The 15,987-nt window shown below is 62.3% G+C and carries 16 protein-coding genes and 1 tRNA gene; 7 read left to right on the forward strand and 10 right to left on the reverse strand.

From position 1 onward, the window contains the following. Nucleotides 1–183 precede the first annotated feature (183 nt). The 3 genes from MU449_RS08040 to MU449_RS08050 all read right to left on the reverse strand — a co-directional run bounded on the left by MU449_RS08040 (nucleotide 184) and on the right by MU449_RS08050 (nucleotide 3,321). On the reverse strand, nucleotides 184–807 hold the full coding sequence (locus tag MU449_RS08040) for a protein NO VEIN domain-containing protein (protein ID WP_244737504.1): 624 nt from the start codon (nucleotides 805–807) through the stop codon (nucleotides 184–186). Nucleotides 808–1,052: 245 nt separating this feature from the next. Next, nucleotides 1,053–2,759 carry a DEAD/DEAH box helicase gene (locus MU449_RS08045; RefSeq protein WP_244737505.1) on the reverse strand — a complete coding sequence of 569 codons (1,707 nt, stop codon included), beginning with the start codon at nucleotides 2,757–2,759 and terminating at the stop codon, nucleotides 1,053–1,055. 103 nt (nucleotides 2,760–2,862) lie between these two features. Further along, nucleotides 2,863–3,321, reverse strand: coding sequence for a hypothetical protein (locus MU449_RS08050; RefSeq protein WP_244737506.1), 459 nt, complete (start codon nucleotides 3,319–3,321; stop codon nucleotides 2,863–2,865). Between the two features lie 15 nt (nucleotides 3,322–3,336). Here MU449_RS08050 and MU449_RS08055 point away from each other — a divergent pair. Further along, nucleotides 3,337–4,496 (forward strand): IS3 family transposase gene (locus tag MU449_RS08055; RefSeq protein WP_244737507.1). Its coding sequence is split into 2 segments (ribosomal slippage): nucleotides 3,337–3,595 and nucleotides 3,595–4,496, totalling 1,161 coding nucleotides; the frame shifts between segments, so codons are not numbered across the junction. Between the two features lie 126 nt (nucleotides 4,497–4,622). On the opposite strand, the gene MU449_RS08060 is transcribed toward MU449_RS08055, so the two are convergent. Next, nucleotides 4,623–4,823 (reverse strand): helix-turn-helix transcriptional regulator, encoded by a 201-nt coding sequence (locus MU449_RS08060; RefSeq protein ID WP_244737508.1) that lies wholly within the window; start codon nucleotides 4,821–4,823, stop codon nucleotides 4,623–4,625. A gap of 389 nt (nucleotides 4,824–5,212) precedes the next feature. Beyond that, nucleotides 5,213–5,289: transfer RNA gene (locus MU449_RS08065), tRNA-His, on the reverse strand. 144 nt (nucleotides 5,290–5,433) lie between these two features. Here MU449_RS08065 and MU449_RS08070 point away from each other — a divergent pair. Continuing rightward, a complete protein-coding gene (locus MU449_RS08070; RefSeq protein WP_244737509.1) occupies nucleotides 5,434–5,649 on the forward strand; it encodes a DUF6324 family protein in 216 nt (71 codons plus the stop codon). Here the strand turns inward: MU449_RS08070 and MU449_RS08075 are convergent. Further along, nucleotides 5,646–6,098 carry an MmcB family DNA repair protein gene (locus MU449_RS08075; protein ID WP_244737510.1) on the reverse strand — a complete coding sequence of 151 codons (453 nt, stop codon included), beginning with the start codon at nucleotides 6,096–6,098 and terminating at the stop codon, nucleotides 5,646–5,648. The two genes, MU449_RS08070 and MU449_RS08075, sit on opposite strands and share 4 nt — an antisense overlap. A 127-nt stretch (nucleotides 6,099–6,225) precedes the next feature. Here MU449_RS08075 and MU449_RS08080 point away from each other — a divergent pair, with 127 nt between their 5' ends. Then, complete coding sequence (locus tag MU449_RS08080) at nucleotides 6,226–8,304, forward strand: TonB-dependent receptor domain-containing protein (protein WP_244737511.1); 2,079 nt, start codon at nucleotides 6,226–6,228, stop codon at nucleotides 8,302–8,304. Between the two features lie 30 nt (nucleotides 8,305–8,334). Here MU449_RS08080 and MU449_RS08085 read toward each other — a convergent pair whose 3' ends face one another. The 4 genes from MU449_RS08085 to MU449_RS08100 are packed head-to-tail and all read right to left on the reverse strand — an operon-like array spanning nucleotide 8,335 to nucleotide 11,922. Beyond that, on the reverse strand, nucleotides 8,335–9,093 hold the full coding sequence (locus tag MU449_RS08085) for an iron ABC transporter ATP-binding protein (RefSeq protein ID WP_244737512.1): 759 nt from the start codon (nucleotides 9,091–9,093) through the stop codon (nucleotides 8,335–8,337). Further along, nucleotides 9,090–10,052 (reverse strand): iron chelate uptake ABC transporter family permease subunit, encoded by a 963-nt coding sequence (locus tag MU449_RS08090; protein ID WP_244737513.1) that lies wholly within the window; start codon nucleotides 10,050–10,052, stop codon nucleotides 9,090–9,092. Before MU449_RS08090 ends, MU449_RS08085 begins: the two co-directional genes overlap by 4 nt. Beyond that, entirely contained in the window at nucleotides 10,039–11,001 is a 963-nt protein-coding gene (locus MU449_RS08095; RefSeq protein ID WP_244737514.1) for an ABC transporter permease, read from the reverse strand. The genes MU449_RS08090 and MU449_RS08095 overlap by 14 nt, the downstream gene beginning before the upstream one ends. Nucleotides 11,002–11,004: 3 nt before the next feature. Continuing rightward, nucleotides 11,005–11,922: a siderophore ABC transporter substrate-binding protein gene (locus MU449_RS08100; RefSeq protein WP_244737515.1), complete on the reverse strand. Its 918-nt coding sequence runs from the start codon at nucleotides 11,920–11,922 to the stop codon at nucleotides 11,005–11,007. A gap of 143 nt (nucleotides 11,923–12,065) precedes the next feature. On the opposite strand from MU449_RS08100, the gene MU449_RS08105 reads away from it, so the two are divergent. The 4 genes from MU449_RS08105 to MU449_RS08120 are packed head-to-tail and all read left to right on the forward strand — an operon-like array spanning nucleotide 12,066 to nucleotide 15,983. After that, the gene (locus MU449_RS08105; protein ID WP_244737516.1) at nucleotides 12,066–12,722 is read left to right on the forward strand and encodes a paraquat-inducible protein A; all 657 of its coding nucleotides are present in this window, start codon (nucleotides 12,066–12,068) and stop codon (nucleotides 12,720–12,722) included. Further along, nucleotides 12,719–13,318, forward strand: coding sequence for a paraquat-inducible protein A (locus MU449_RS08110; protein WP_244737517.1), 600 nt, complete (start codon nucleotides 12,719–12,721; stop codon nucleotides 13,316–13,318). The genes MU449_RS08105 and MU449_RS08110 overlap by 4 nt, the downstream gene beginning before the upstream one ends. Nucleotides 13,319–13,321: 3 nt before the next feature. Further along, nucleotides 13,322–15,418: a PqiB family protein gene (locus MU449_RS08115; protein ID WP_244737518.1), complete on the forward strand. Its 2,097-nt coding sequence runs from the start codon at nucleotides 13,322–13,324 to the stop codon at nucleotides 15,416–15,418. A gap of 7 nt (nucleotides 15,419–15,425) precedes the next feature. After that, on the forward strand, nucleotides 15,426–15,983 hold the full coding sequence (locus MU449_RS08120) for a PqiC family protein (protein WP_244737519.1): 558 nt from the start codon (nucleotides 15,426–15,428) through the stop codon (nucleotides 15,981–15,983). The last annotated feature ends 4 nt before the right edge of the window (nucleotides 15,984–15,987 follow it).

The following is a 15,987-nucleotide window of genomic DNA, read 5'->3' on the forward strand; positions in this document are numbered from 1 at the left end:
TGACTGCGCAGATACGGTGAATAGCCCACACCATGCTGAAATTATTGGATTTTCTTTATTAGTCCTCTGAACACTTCGACGCCGGTGTCGTTCGCGAAGTGGGACTGAGATCGAACACTCGACAGCGAACCGTTATATAAAGTGAAGGGCTCTCCCGTCGCGATACATGGCGATTTACCGAGACTACTGATCCGCATCGCCAGGAAAATCACGGAAGAATTCCTTGAAAGCGGAGAAGGGAATCCTGAGTGTCTCCCACGCACCAGCACCTGCATCCTCAGGTACGTGCGCCCCAACTTGTTCAACCGTCAGTACGGCAAGCTCATCTTTGGCCCGTGCTATCGCCCACAGGTGAAACCGATGAGCCATCGAGCCGATAGCAGTTTGCCACTCGTTGCGCGTCAAGTGGAATGATGCAAATTCAGTGCCTTGTTCGCTTGCCTTCACTTCAATCGTCATGCGCCTAGTGTCAGAAGCCGACACACGGGAGAGCACGTCGTAGCCGTCAGATGAGCTTTCAATCGCAATCCACTTCGGCTCCACTCGGGTCCGATTTTGCTCATACTGAAGCGTTAATCGTTCGCCGCGCCGTCCGATTTCGGTCAGGACATCATCACGGAGTCCGCGCGCACGCGCCGCAAGCCCATCCCAGAATTGAACAGTTTCCTCGTCGTCTCCATAAGCAAGACCAGCCTCAACGAATACCTGACGGATGCTCGGAGGAGCCTGGAGTAACGTCTCTCGACGACCATAGGGGACTAGTTGAAGCCATGGTGGTTGTTCGACCTCAATGAAGTCGACCAGCATAGTTCGTAGCCCTGCTTGAGGACTTGCCGCTGAGGCAGCGATTTCTCCTCGCGCAGTAACAACGAGTAGCCCATTGGGCTCCACCTCAAGCCAGGACAGATCAAAGCAGGCGCGGTAAATTGCCGAGGATGATACGGAGCCCAACGAAAGAGAATGTACGCCTCCCGGGGTCAGCTGGTTTCGTTTGACGACCCCTAGAAGTTCAATACAGCCAAAGGCGATACCGGGTGACAGTGGTTGCACTACTATCCTCCGAGAGCGGCGAGCAGTGCGCGAATGTCGCCCTCATTGAGGCCCCCGGCACCAAAACCCTCGTCCATTTCGTCCGGCACGATGGGAACAGGCGATATTCTCAGACCGGAATCGTTGAGTGCTGCAGCCATTTGGCCGACTTTGAACTCCAGTCTCTGGCGCACAGTCTCATCCACGCTTCCAACACATTCCACAATCTCGATAGTCGTACCTTGGTCCGGTGGCAGACCAAGCCGGTGAATACGATCTTCGGACTGAAGGTATTGGGCAGCGTTAAAGTTTCGGTCCAAATAGATGGCGTGGTGACAAATCGTATGTAGACTGATGCCCTCTCCGGCCGCTGCTGGGTTTGCGACCATAACCATGACATTGGGGTCGTCATGGAACAGCCGAATCTTGCCTTCCCGGGTATCGTCGTCGTTCTCATCCCCGGCATCAACACCACCGTGAATGTAGACCGCGCCTAAGTCTTGAAGGCTGCTAGCAATATGCTCCACGTTCTCCACGAATGTTGACCAGATCAGCACCTTTTTCCCTTCGCGGGCCAAGCTTCGCGCTCTATGCAAGACGTAGCGCATTTTCGGGCCGCGGCCCTCTGCCAACGCCATGGACAATTCGTTGGAATGAGCGAAAGCGATCTCATGTGCCAGCAGGGCCGGGTTGGAAACAAACTGCAGAACGCGCGTTACAGACCGCCCCAAGCCCCTGAATGCCTGCTTACTTTTGATCGTCAGCGCCTGCGCGGCTTCGCGAGCCAAGGCGCTTTTCATCAATTCGTAAAGCCGCTGCTGGAGCGGATCCATCGGCAGCGTCTTCAAGACCCTGGTAACCGGAGGCAGGTTCAGCTCGCTCTTATTGGTCCGGACGTAAACCGGACTGATGAGTCCAACAACAGAATCCTCATCCGCCTGAACCTCGGGATACAAGAACCGAAACTGGGGAAGCAGGTCACTCGTCGACTGTGGCATGGGTGTGCCGCTCATAACGAGCTTGCTGACAGGCAAATGCGAGAAGCTCAGAACAGCATCCGTCGAAATGTTATTCTGGCCCTTGATCCGGTGGCTTTCGTCCAGAAAAACATGGACCCGACGGCCGACAAGATGGTTCGCAGTGACCTCTTTAACGCGCGCCAGCTGCTGATAACCGATGATCATAAGCCGCGGATCATCGAGCAGCTGGAGTGGGATTTTGTCGGTCTTTCGTAGCCGAAGAAACTTATGGCCGAAGGACGGAAGGCAGGTTTCGATTTGTTCATCCCAAGCTGCGAATGCGTTCTTGGGCGCAATCACAAGTAGGCGGTCACCCGGTTCGGCACGCACGGCAAAGGTGGCCAGGGCTTCCGTTGTCTTCCCAGCTCCCGGGACAGAAAACGTTGCTCCCGCAGGCAGAAGCGCCAGCTTAGAGACATTACGAAGCTGCTGGTCTGTCAGGTTGCGGACGAAACCGGCCGACTTAAGCCGTTGCTTCAACTCCTCCGGTTTGAGCTGGCTGGAAGCGACTGCCTGGGCATAGCCTTCGTCCCGGGCTCGCGCGAGGTGAAGATGGCCTCCCGCCCTTGCGGACACTTGATAGCCAACGCCTCGAACAAGTCCAAAGCCCCTGATCAGGTCAAAGATGGCTGGCCGCAGGCCAAGGAAAGACCACCACGGAAGCGAGATGGCGTTGCCGCCTTCCTGCAATGCCTCCTTCGAGCCGGACAACAAAATATCCCTAGCGATGCCCAACCATGGCGTAGCTTCGTCCTCTGGGTGCCATGAAACAACCGCACGCCGGTCAGTTTCCCTGTAATCGAAAACGAGCAACTCAACCCCGCTTGTTGGCGACCCAGGCCTCGATAGCGTCCAAGTTGTCGCGAATACCCTTGATCTGCAATTCGACGCCCTGGATCGTGCTCTCCGTTCGCAGCCCATGCGCTGCAATGTTCTGCACGGTGGCGTTGACCTTCTTCAGGGTCTTCAGAAGATAGTCCGCCTGCTTCAGTTCCTCTTTCTGATCGTCTTGGGCACGGATAGTCTCCAAGACCGTCTCGCGCGCCTTTTGGATCGAGCTTTCATCCTTCTTGATCTCAGCGACCAAAGCCAGATCGGAACCCGGATTTTTGGTGCTGGAAGATGGCCCTCCGAAAAGGTCTTGTGCGTCTTTGTCGGCTTCGCCGACGTTTACCGGGAAGGCTTGCGACAAGTCGCTTTTGATCTTGGTAAGATGCTCTTTGACCTGCCCCCCGGAATATCCCTCGCTCTGATGTAGAGTCTGCTTCATCACGCAGGAGCAGACGATATGAGGAAAAGCCGCTTCACCGAGGCGCAGATCATCGGAATGATCAAGGAACAGGAAGCCGGGATGGCGACGGCGGAGGTCTGTCGTCGGTATGGGCTCAGCCCGGCCACGTTCTACAAGCTTAAGGCCAAGTATGGCGGCATGGACGTATCCGATGCCCAGCGGCTGAAGACCCTTGAAGACGAGAACGGCAAGCTGAAGCGTCTTCTGGCGGACGCGATGCTGGACAACATCGTGCTCAAGGATCTGCTGGGAAAGCCCTGACGACACCGAAGGTGCGGCGGGAGGCGGTGCTCAGGGCGATGCGGGATCACGATATCTCGCAACGCCGGGCCTGCGTTCTGATCGGTGTCGATCCGAAGACGGTGCGGCGAGAGCGGCCGCCCGACAATCCGGAGATCCGCAAGGCCATGCAGGAGATCGCGGCCGTGCGCCGCCGGTTCGGCTATCGGCGGATCGGCCTGATGCTGGAGCGCAGGGGCATGCTGATGAATCCGAAGAAGCTGTATCGACTTTACCGCGAAGAAGGGCTGTCGGTCCGGCGCAGGCGTGGTCGCAAACGAGCCCGTGGCACGCGCACACCGATGCCCTTGGCCTTGATGCCGAACCAGCGCTGGTCGCTGGACTTCGTCGCCGACACGTTCGGGGCCTCGCGCAAGTTCCGCATTCTGGCGGTGATCGACGATTGCTGCCGCGAGAACCTGTGTCTGGTCGCCGACACCAGCATCTCGGGCGCAAGGGTGGCGCGCGAGCTGGACGCGCTGGTGCGGATCTATGGCAAGCCTGCCTGCATCGTCAGTGATAACGGCACCGAGTTCACCAGTCGCGCCATCCTGAAGTGGGCAGACCAGAACAACGTCGCCTGGCATTACATCGATCCCGGCAAGCCACAGCAGAACGCCTTCATCGAAAGCTTCAACGGCAGCCTGCGCGACGAGCTGTTGAATGAAGAGATGTTCGACACCTTGGGCGACGCGCGCCGCAAAATCGCCCTCTGGCGCTATGATTACAACGCCGTCAGACCACATTCCTCGCTCGGCAACCTGACGCCGCTCGAAGCGCGCCGGACGCTTGCGCTACCTGATGGCTCCGCGCCCGGCGCGCTTGCCAAGAAACTACCCGCCGATTACCAATCTCAAACCGGCAGACTCTCGTTATGAATGAGGGACCCACGGGGGGCAGGTCACGCCAAGCCAAGTTCAAGATCGATGCAGAATCGGGACGTCGATTACTGAACGATAACGGTGGCTTATGAAGGCAGATCAGAATACGCAATCATTTGGTGCTCAATCCTTTCGATACTGCTCTCCGGCAGCATTCAGCGCGGCGCGCTCGAACGCTTCCACGTCTTCAATCCTGTAGATCACACGACCGCCGATTTTTAGGAACCGAGGCCCGTCTCCAATCCAGCGCCACCGTTCCAGCGTCCTCGGGCTGATCTTCCAACGTGCTGCCAGCTCTGTCTGGTTCATACAAGTTTCACGCATCTTCGACTCCTTTCGCGCGCGCCCACATGGGCGCAGGGGAACGAAGGCGTCTGCAAAAAAGATATGCAAGTCCGATAGTTACAAGTCCTCTGGTGGGTTCTGCCTATTCGGCCCGGCTCAGAGAAGGTTCGACCGCAGTCGCGTTCCCTCCGCCATATACCCATATTGCGACCTTGTCGCGGTTCCCTCGCAGAGCCCTCTCTCGCCACGACAGCGCACCGCCCGTGTTTCGTAAGCTCACGCTTGCTTCGGCGATAATAGGATAACTTATGGACTGCGCATCACACCGCGTAGGCACCCCACGATCACCTTCGTCGTGACCGCCAGCCGAAGAACCAATTCACACAAAGGGGTTGGCTGCTTCTGTCAAAATAAGTGCTTGATTTAAATGGTACCGACTCCCCGGCTCGAACGGGGGACCCCCAGATCCACAATCTGGTGCTCTAACCAACTGAGCTAAGCCGGCACTTGGGGGTCGTTTAGCGAGGTGATGAACCGAATGCAAGCGGGTTTCGCGGCCCTGCCCCCAGAACTTGGCCGTGGGGCCGCGACCAATATCTTGCAAGTTGCGCCCCGTGGACGTAGGCCGAAAAAAAACAGGAGTTTGCAGATGAGCATCAACAAGGAAAGCGCGGTCGCCGCAAATCTTCAGATCGGCCCGACCACGCTTGGCATGGTCCGCATCTATATCGAGGCGGAGGGAATCGAGATGCCGCTTGATTTCGACCCCGAGGAGGCTGAGGAGATCGCGGAAGAACTGCGTGCCGCCGCCGAACGCGCCCGCACGATGTCCGCGCCCCCTGACACACCCAAGAAACGCCGCTAAACCCCCGGCGAAACGCCCGGGTCACGGGCCGCTTGCAGGCGAGCCGCCGCCGTTCGCGCGATCGCCAGCGTCAACGCCTTGCGCCGGGCCGGAGCCAGACGGGTTTCCGGCCCCATTCGCATGATCTCTGCATCATAGGGGTCCGCCAGGATCAAACCGCTGTCCGGCGGCAGCAACGCCTGTGGAAAGTCGGCATCCACGCCCCAGAAAAAGCGGTCGCACCATTCCAGATAGTTCTGCCACTTCCGGTCCGCCGCATAATCGGCTTGGCAGGACTTGCACTCGACGATCCACACCTCGCCCTTCGGACCGATGGACATGAGATCGACCCGCAGTCCGGGGCTTGGAACGAACTCCGCCACGCTCATGAAATCATGGCCACGTAAATGGCGGGCGATGCCACGGGCCAGCCGGACACCGGGCGGGGCAAGATCAACGTTCAGGGTCATGGCGACAAAATAAGAACATACGCGAACATATGTCCAATCGCGATTTGGTGAACATTATCGCGCAAATTTGTTGACTCTAACTGTCGTCTTTTATATCCGACAGAAAAGTTCAGGATTAGGGACAGTCATGAGATTTGAAAACACGGGGGTGCGCTGCCTTTCCGTAACGGCCTCGCTTTGCCTTGCCACGGCGCTACCGCATATGGCGCACGCGCAGGACGTCATCACTCTGGCACCGATCATCGTCACCGCATCGGGGTTTGAACAAAGCGTCGCCAACGCGCCAGCCAGCGTCACCGTCGTCACATCGGAAGAGTTGCAGAAGGGCAGTTTCACCAGCCTCTCCGACGCCCTGCGCGAGGTTCAGGGCGTGACCGTCACCGGCGTCGCGAACGAGGCGGACATCTACATCCGCGGCCTGCCCGGACAATACACGTTGATCCTGGTGGACGGCAAACGTCAAGGCACACGCGATGCGCGCACCAACGGCAGTTCGGGGTATGAGCAGAGCTTCATCCCCCCGATCCAAGCGATTGACCGGATCGAGGTGGTGCGCGGCCCGATGTCCTCGCTTTACGGCTCTGACGCCATGGGCGGCGTGATCAACATCATCACCAAGCCCGTGGCCGATGTATGGACCGGATCGGCCACCCTAGAAACGACGCTGCAGGATGCGTCCGGTTTCAAGAACAGCCAGCAGCAGTCGATCTATCTGTCCGGCCCGTTGATGAAGGACCGTCTCGGCCTTCAGATCTGGGGACGGAAATTCGATCAGAATGCGTCCACGATCGAGAATGGACCGGACGGTTCGGACGACATCGACCTGACAGGCCGCCTGACATGGCAGGTCGATCCGCAGAACGAAATCGAACTGGAGGCCGGCCGCACCCGGATCCGCAGCGAGGAACTGGGCGACCTGTCCTATCGCGATCACGACCGCGATCACTGGTCGCTGTCGCACAAGGGCACTTATGGCCTGACCGACACGCTGCTGACCTTCTCGCAGGAAACGGGAGAACGGACGTCGCAGGAACGCGTGCCGGGCGAGACCACCTTCCGCGAGGGGTTGCGGTCGCCCAAGGTCACGAACTCGGTTCTGGACGCCAGGATCGGCCTGCCGTTCACGCTGGCGGGCGAACACCGCCTGTCCTTCGGAGCGCAGTATTTCCGCGCAAAGGTCGAGGATCAGAACCCTGGCGCGCAAGCCGCCATCCCCGAAGATCAACGCTATGACGAGACGTTCGAACTGGATCAATGGGCCGTCTTCGTCGAGGATGAGTGGCAGATCCGAAACGACTTCGCCCTGACGATGGGGGTGCGTTACAATCATCACGAACTTTATGGCAGCCACGTCACCCCCCGCCTTTATGGCGTGTGGAACGCAACGGAGGCGCTGACGCTGAAGGGCGGCATTTCCACCGGCTTCAAGGCGCCCGACATCCGCACCATCACGCCCGATTACGCCCTGACGACCGGCGGTGGCGGCTGCGCACGGAACACACCGCCGTCCTGTGGGGTGATCCTGGGCAATCCGGACCTCGACCCGGAAAAGACTGTGAATGTGGAACTCGGCGCGATCTATGAGGGGCGTGGCTACAACCTTGGCGCCACGGTGTTCCGAACCGAGTTCAAGGACAAGCTGCAACAGATCCGCACGGCCGAGACGTGGACCGATGGCCCGCGATACACGGGCGCGGACGGCAACGCCTATTTCTATGACATCTTCCGCAATTTCAACGTGGACGAGGCTGTCATCAAGGGGGTCGAGCTGACAGCCGGGGTCGAGGTGACGGACAGGGTGCGTCTGCGCGGCTCCTACACCTACACCAACTCGGAACAGCGCACGGGCGATTTCCGTGGCTTCCCGCTAGCCCGCACACCGGAACATATGGCCAGCCTGCGCGCCGATTGGCAAACGCCGGTCACGGGACTGGATGCCTGGGTCAGCGCCAATTACCACGGGTCCGAAATCGCGTCGGGCCTGCGGATCGGTTCGAACGGCAGCCCCATCACGATCAACGGGGTGGAGGGGCGGAAATATGACGCCTATACCACCGTGGATCTTGGCGGCGGATACCAGATCAACGACACGGCGAGTTTCCGCGCCGCGATCTACAACCTGTTCGACAAGGACATTCGTGAAACCGACTTCAACACCGTGGTCGAGGGGCGGCGCCTGTGGCTTGGCCTGACCGCGAATTTCTGACGCAAGGTGGGGCGCCCCGACGGGCGCCCTTCACGCATAGAACAGGCTGATCCGCTTGCCGTTCACCTCCTGCACGGTGATGTCCATGTCATAGACATCCGACAGGATCTCGGACCGCATGATCGCCTCGCACGGGCCGGAATGGCACAACCGCCCCTCTTTCATCGCGACGATATGGTCGGAATACCACCCGGCGAAGTTGATGTCGTGCAGGACCAGAACGATGGTCTTGTCCAGATCGTCCGCCGCCCGCCGGATCATCTGCATCATGTTGCGCGCGTGCTTCATGTCCAGATTGTTTAGCGGCTCGTCCAGCAGGACGTAATCCGTGTCCTGGCACAGCACCATCGCGATGAAGGCCCGCTGCCGCTGCCCGCCCGACAGCTCGTCCAGGAAGCGGTCGGCCAGATCGGTCAGGTGCAGATAGGCGATCGCCTCCGCCACCTTGTCCCGATCCGAAGCCGTCAGCCGCCCGCGGGAATAGGGATAGCGGCCGAAGCCCACCAGATCGCGCACCGTCAGGCGCGAGGAGATGTGGTTGTCCTGCCGCAGGATCGACAGCCGCTTTGCCAACTGATCCGACGGGGTGGTGTCGATGTCCAGCCCGTCCACCGCCACCCGCCCGCCGCTGCGGTCGATCAGCCGCGCGATCATCGCCAGCAGCGTGGACTTGCCCGCGCCGTTCGGCCCGATGATCGACGTGACCCCGCGCGCGGGAATGGTCAGCGTGACGTCATCCACGCAAAGAACCGCTCCGAAGCGTTTGACAGCGTTCTGGATTTCAATCATCGGGCCGCCCCGCGCACAAGAAGAAGAATGAAGACGAGCCCGCCAAGGAACTCGATGATGATGGACAGCGCGGTGTCGAAGGCAAACACACGTTCCAGAAGGGTCTGCCCACCGACAAGGCAGATGATCCCCAAAAGAACCGCCGCCGGAAGGACATGCCGGTGCCGCCCCGATCCGCACAGGACATGGGCCAGACTGACGACCAGCAGGCCGAAAAACGTGACCGGCCCCACCAGCGCGGTCGCGACCGAGACCAGCACCGCGACGATGGCCAGGATCGTCGCCACCCGGCGGCGATAGGGCACGCCGAGGCTGATCGCCTGCTCCCGCCCCAGCATCAGCACGTCGAAGGAATGGGCGATCCGCCACGTGACAAGGCTGGCCGCGCCGACGATGACCGTGGACACCCCAAGCAATGTGGGATCGATCCGGCTGAAACTGGCAAAGAACATATCCTGCAACGTCTGGAACTGCACAGGATCCATCAGCCGCTGCATGAAGCCCGCAAGGTTGCGGAACAAGACGCCGAACACGATCCCCACCAGCACCATCAAATGCAGGCTTCGCTGCGCGCGGAGAAACAGCCACTGGAACAGAAACACGGCAAATCCCGTCATCACAAGGACTTCCGCGCCGAACTGCACCTTGGGTGACATCAGTGCCAAGGCGCCGAACCCGAAAAAGAACGTGACCCCCGTGCGGATCAGGATGAACAGCGCGTCGAACCCCATGATCGACGGGGTCAGGATGCGGTTGCCCGTCACCGTCTGGAACAGCACCGTGGACAGCGCGATGGACCACGCCACCAAGATCAGGCCCAGAACCTTGGTTCCGCGAAAGCCCAGAACGAAGCCCCAGTTGCCGCGCACCCCCAGCGTCATGAACGCGACGATCGCGGCCGCGGCAAGGACCGCCAGCACCGCCAGCACGATCCGGGCGCGGGCGTCAGGCCGGTGCATGATGACGCGTCCTCAGCAGAAGGAACAGGAAGATCACGCTGCCGACAACGCCCAGCGTGGTGGAGATCGGGATCTCATACGGGGCGCGGATGGTGCGACCGACGATGTCGCAGGCCAGAACGAACCCCGCCCCCGAAACCGCGACCCAAGGCACCGCCCGGCGCATGTTGTCGCCCACGATCAGGCTGACGATGTTGGGCACGATCAGACCCAGAAACGGGATCATGCCCACCGATACCAACACCACCGCGCTGACCAGCGCCACGATCACCAGCGCCAGCGCCATCGTCGGGCGATAGCCCAAACCAAGATTCGTGGTGAAATCCTTTCCCATCCCCGCGACGGTCAGCCGGTCTGCGGCGGCATAGGCGGCCAGCGTCAGCGCGCCGCCGATCCACAACAACTCATACCGACCCCGAAGGATGCCCGAGAAATCCCCCATCGACCACGCGCCCAGCGAGGGAAGAAGATCGAAACGATAGGCGAAGAAGGTCGTCCCCGCCCCGATCACCCCGCCCAGCATGATGCCGATCAGCGGAACCATCAGCACATCGCGCAACGGCACCATCCGCAGGATGCGCAAGAAAAGCGCGGTCCCCGCCAGCGCGAAGGCGGCCGCGACCAGCATCTTGCCCATCAGCGGCATCCCCGGCGCGAACAAGGTCACGACCAGCAGCCCCAGCCCCGCCGCCTCGACCGTGCCGGCGGTGGACGGTTCCACAAACCGGTTGCGAACGATGATCTGCATGACCAGCCCCGCCACCGCCGTCGCACATCCCGCAAGGATCAGCGCCAACGTGCGCGGCACCCGCGCCGCCATCAGCACCTGCCATTGCCGGTCGTCGATCCGGCCCGCCAGAAGGTCCGCCGGCGTGATCTCGGTCACCCCCACGAACAGGCTGATGACCGCCAGCAGGGCGGTCACGGCAATGGCAAGGACAAGACGCACGCGTCAGCCCTTGTCGCTTACGGCATCATGGACCTGATCCAGCAGATCGCTCAGCGCCTGATAGCCGTTCATGACGACATAGGCCCGCTGCGGGTCCAGATAGACGACCTGATCCTTCGTCCAGGCGGAGGTCTGGCGCACAAGCTCGTTGTCCAGAAGGGCGCGCGCCGCCTCACCACTTTCCTGCCCAACGCCAGCGTCGCGGTCCACCACGAACAACCAGTCGGGATTGGCCTCCAGGATGAACTCGAAACTCGCGGCATCGCCCCGGTCCGAGCGGTCGTCCACGGCGTTGGTCACGGTGGGAAAACCCACCTCGCGCTGCAGCCAGCTTGTGCGGGATTCCGCGCCATAGACGCCCAGCTTGTTGCCGCTGGTCACCAGGGTCATCGCCGTGCCCTTGCCCTGCGCCGCGGCGCGCAGCCGCTCCACCTTGGCATCAAGGTCGGCCACCATCTCCCGCGCGCGGTCCCCTCGCCCGAAAATCTCTCCGTATTCCAGGATGTTCGCTTTCACACTTGCGATGAAATCTGCATTGTCGATGGACATGTCCACCGTCGGCACGATCCCGTTCAACTGCGGCTGCGATCGGCGGGACCGGGCGGCCACGATCACCAGATCGGGGTTCAGCGCCGCGATCCCCTCGACATCCGGCTCCTGCAGGCTGCCCAGCTTGGCATAATCGTCGCCCGCGAACTTCGACAGATAGTCCGGCACGTTTGACCCCGGCACCCCGGCAATCGGAACGCCAAGGGCATCCAGCGTGTCGACATTGGCCCAATCCAGAACGACCACGGATTGCGGCGCCTTGGGCAAGGTCACCTCCCCCTGCTGGTGCGCGATGGTGACGGGCGCAGCCCAAAGGGGCGCGGCGGCGGTCATGGAAAAGGCGGCGATCACGCCAAGGGCAGAACGTTTCATGGAACACCTCATGTCGAAGGGCGGCCAGCGCCGATGCCCCGTCTCACCATATCCGAGTGTTATTGTAAACCATTCCCGACCCCTCACGAAGTTTTCGGTCGCACTTCGTTGACGAACCGCCGCGCGCGGATAAAATACGCGTCATGGATCAGGTGCGCGATCAGTCTATGGCGGGGGTTCCGCTTCGTCAGCTGCGGGCCTGCCCGCATTGCGATGCGCTGTATCATCTGCCGCCTTTGAAATCGCGCGAACGCGGGGCCTGCCCCCGCTGTGGTGCCACGCTGATGTCACCCCGGTCGCACGCCTTTCCCCGCATCATTGCACTGGCCTTGGCGTCCCTGGTTCTTCTGATGATCGCCCTCTTCACGCCATTTCTGGATCTGACGGCGGCGGGCCTGCATTCGGATGCGTCCATTTGGGATGCGGCGATGGCCTTTTCAAACGGGATGATGGTGCCCCTGTCCATCGCGGTGGCGGCCTTCATCATCGTGATCCCGGCCCTTCGGCTGGCCCTGATCATCTATACCCTCGCGCCGCTGGCCTCGCACCGCCCGCCCGCACGTCACGCGGCCCACGCCTTTCGCCTGTCCGAGGCGCTGCGCCCCTGGTCGATGGCCGAGATCTTCGTGATCGGCGTCGCCGTGGCGCTGGTGAAGATCGCGGGCATGGCCTCGGTCGCGCCGGGCGTGGCCTTCTGGACCTTCGGCGCGCTGGTGATCGTGACCTTGTGGCAGGACAGCTTTCTGGACCGCGAACAGGTCTGGTCCGCCCTCGACCCCGCCCCCGAGGGAAAGGCATGATCAACATCCCCACCGCGCGGGATCAGGGGCTGGTGGGCTGCACCCGCTGCGGCCGGGTCTTCGATGCCCGCACCACCGAATGCGCGCGCTGCGGGGCCCCCCTGTCCAGCCGGCGGGTGCACAGCGTCCAGAAGGTCTGGGCCTGGTGGGCGGCGGGGCTTGTCGCCTATCTGCCCGCGAACATCTATCCCATGCTGCTGACCAGCACCCTTGGATCGAGCAGCGAGGCGACGATCCTTGGCGGCGTGGTCCAGTTGTGGGGGCACGGCTCCTATATGGTCGCGCTGGTCGTCTTCATTGCGTCGATCATCATTCCGGTGGGCAAGTTCCTGGCCATCGCCTTTCTGGCCGCGTCGTTGAACCGGCGGCGCTTCATGTCCGAACACGCGCAGCACCGCCTGTTCGCGGTGGTGGAGTTCATCGGGCGCTGGTCGATGATCGACGTTTTCGTTGTGGCCATCACCGCCTCTCTCGTGCAATTCAGTGTGGTGGCGACGGTCAATCCGGGCATCGCCGCGCTCAGCTTCGCCCTGTCCGTGGCCTTCACCATGCAGGCCGCCCTTGCCTTCGACCCGCGCACCATTTGGGATGACTGATCCGTGACCGATACCCCTCCGACAGACCGGCAGCCGCCCGAGCTTGCGGTGAAACCGCCCCGTCGTCACATCTGGCAACGGGTGTCGATCGTCTGGCTGGTGCCGCTGGTCGCGCTGATCGTGGCCATCGCGGTGGCCGTCAACAGCTATACCAGCCGGGGCACGCTGATCCGCATCAGCTTTCAGAACGCCAGCGGGATCGAGGCGGGGCAGACCGCCCTGCGGTATCGCGATGTGAACATCGGCGCGGTGGAATCCGTCACCTTCGCGCCCGATCTGGACCGGGTGATCGTGGCGGCCCGCGTGGCCGACGACATTGCCGAATACATCGACACCGACGCCCAGTTCTGGGTCGTGCGCCCCGAAGTGTCGGTGCGCGGCATCAGCGGGCTGAGCACGGTGCTGTCCGGCGCCTATATCGCGGGCCAGTGGGACAACGTCCCCTCGGGGGAGGAGCGGACGTTCACCGGGCTGGAGGTGCCGCCCCTGCAATCGCAACAGGGCACGACGATCACGCTGCGCCTGCGCGACGGCAACCAGATATCCGCCGGGGCGCCCGTGATCCACAAGGGGATCGAAGTCGGGACCGTCGGCACCCCGCACCTGGACGAGGATGGCAATTCGGTGCTTCTCGAAGCCCTGATCCTTGCGCCCTATGACAAGATCCTGACCACCGACACGCGGTTCTGGGACGCGTCGGGCTTCGACATTCGCCTGGGCGCCAGCGGCATCGATCTGGATGTGCGGTCGCTGGCCGCGCTGATCGAAGGGGGGATCAACTTCGACACCGTCGTATCCGGCGGCACGATGGTGGAACCGGGTCAGGAATTCTTCGTCTATCGCAACGAATCCGACGCGCGGGGATCGGTCTTCACATCGGCGGCGGAGGCGTCCACCTTCGTGTCCATCCTGTTCGACGGATCGGTCGCGGGATTGAGCGAGGGGGCCGAGGTGCGCTTCAACGGCGTGACCGTCGGCAATGTCACCGACCTTGGCGCGATTGCCCAGGATGGGGAGGACGGGCCGAACGTCCGAATGCTGGCGAACCTGTCGATCGGGGTCGGCGCGCTTGGCCTGCCCGACGACGCGACCGAGGACGACGCCCGCGACTTCCTCGCCGATCTGGTGCGAGAGCGCAATCTGCGCGCGCGGTTGGCCACGGCATCGCTGCTGACCGGATCGTTGATGGTGGAACTGGTGGAGGAGGAGGACGCCCCCCCCGCCGAGTTGGACCTCGATTATCGGCCCTTCCCCCTGATGCCCACGGGCGAAGCCGCCATCACCGAGTTCCAGACGACGGCGCAAGGGGTCATCAACCGTATCGGCGGCCTGCCGGTGGAGGAGTTGATGCAGTCGGCCATCGGCGCGCTCAACAGCATCCAGTCGCTGGCGGGCGACCCGGAAACCCGCGGCGTGCCCACCGCCGTGACCGACCTGCTGGCCGAGGCGCGGGCCCTGATCTCGGGCGAGGATGTGGGGGCGACGCTGGCCAACGTCCGCGCTGCGACCGACACGCTGCGTCAGATCGCGACCGATCTGGAGCAGGGTCAGGCGGTGTCGAACCTGATTTCCGCGCTTGGCATGGCCAATTCGGCGATGGTGGGGGTGAACGACGCCTCCTCCGACTTCCCCGAAATTGCGCGGCAGGTGCGGGATCTGGCGGCGCGGGCCAACACCCTCCCGATCGAGGAGTTGGCGAATTCCACCGACAGCCTGATCCAGAGCATGGACAACATCCTTGCCAATCCCGACATGCAGCGCGTTCCGGGCACCGTGTCCGACGCGCTGGCCGAAGTGGCGCGAGTGTTGGGCGAAGTGCGCGAAGGCGGGGCCATCGGCAACGCGAACGACGCCATCGCCGCCGCCCGCACCGCCGCCGAGAATGTGAGCGCGGCAGTCCAGAACCTGCCGAATCTTGCGGCCCGCGCGGCCAACCTGCTGGATCAGGCCGGAACCACCGTGTCCGGCTACGGCAGCGATTCCCGCTTTAACGTGGAGCTGGTGACCGCGCTGCGCAGCCTGCAAGAGGCGGCGAACACCATCAACTCGCTGGCACGCACGATCCAGCGCAATCCCAACTCGATCATCCTCGGACGTTAAGGAGCCAATGATGAGACACCTTTTCGCCCTGCCCCTTCTTCTGGCCCTTGCCGCCTGCGGCACCCCCCCGGCGTGGGAGATGCAGACCGGCGCCTCGGCCACCCGCGTCACCACCGCCGCCCGCTCCATCATGGTGCGCGAGGTGTCGATGCCCGATTACGCCGCCGACGACGCCATGGCGCGCCAGGATGCGAACGGCGCGGTCAGCGTCCTGAACCGCGTCCGCTGGGCCGATGTGCAGCCCCGCGCCGTGACGCTGGCTTTGGCGCGGCAGTTGAACGACAGCCTGAGCGCCACAGTCGCCCCCGAGCCCTGGCCGCTGGCCGGCCTGCCGGATGGCGAGGTGGACGTCCGCATCGAGCGAATCCTTGCCGGCTCCGACCGGGTGTTCCGGCTGAACGGCGTGTTCTATGTCCGGGCAGAAGGCGTCAATCTGGGCGCGTCGTCGCGCAATTTCGCCATCGCGGTTCCCATGGCCGGCACCGAACCCGCCGACATCGCCGCCGCGCAATCGCAGGCCGTCGCCCGTCTGGCGCAGGATATCGCCCGGTCGGTCGCGCGCTGATCCC

The organism is Falsirhodobacter halotolerans (assembly GCF_022899245.1).
Lineage (GTDB): Bacteria > Pseudomonadota > Alphaproteobacteria > Rhodobacterales > Rhodobacteraceae > Falsirhodobacter > Falsirhodobacter halotolerans.